Raw genomic sequence first — 257 nt, forward strand, 5'->3', positions numbered from 1 at the left:
CGAAGTTGTTGTTTAATACTCACATCAATTGTCTTGTGATTAGCAAAAATGACAAAACCACCAATGAGTCCTTCATCAATTTGTTCTTTGACACTCCGCACTTTCAGAGACATTTTTTTCTCTATCAATGGGAGCAGACGTTCCTTCTGTTCATCTGTTAAAGGATGGGCTGAAGAAATCGTGACTACAAAATGATTGGTCTCTTTTTCAAGGCGATTCAAACAATCCGCAATTACCTCATAAAAAAGATTTGCTCT

At 37.0% G+C, this 257-nt stretch carries 1 protein-coding gene; it reads right to left on the reverse strand.

The genetic code is table 11. The annotated features are described in order from the left end of the window. The coding region (locus tag CF394_RS13065) for a F0F1 ATP synthase subunit delta (protein WP_106408212.1) at positions 1-257 on the reverse strand (257 nt) is incomplete at both ends.

Source organism: Tetzosporium hominis (assembly GCF_002265435.1).
Lineage (GTDB): Bacteria > Bacillota > Bacilli > Bacillales_A > Planococcaceae > Chryseomicrobium > Chryseomicrobium hominis.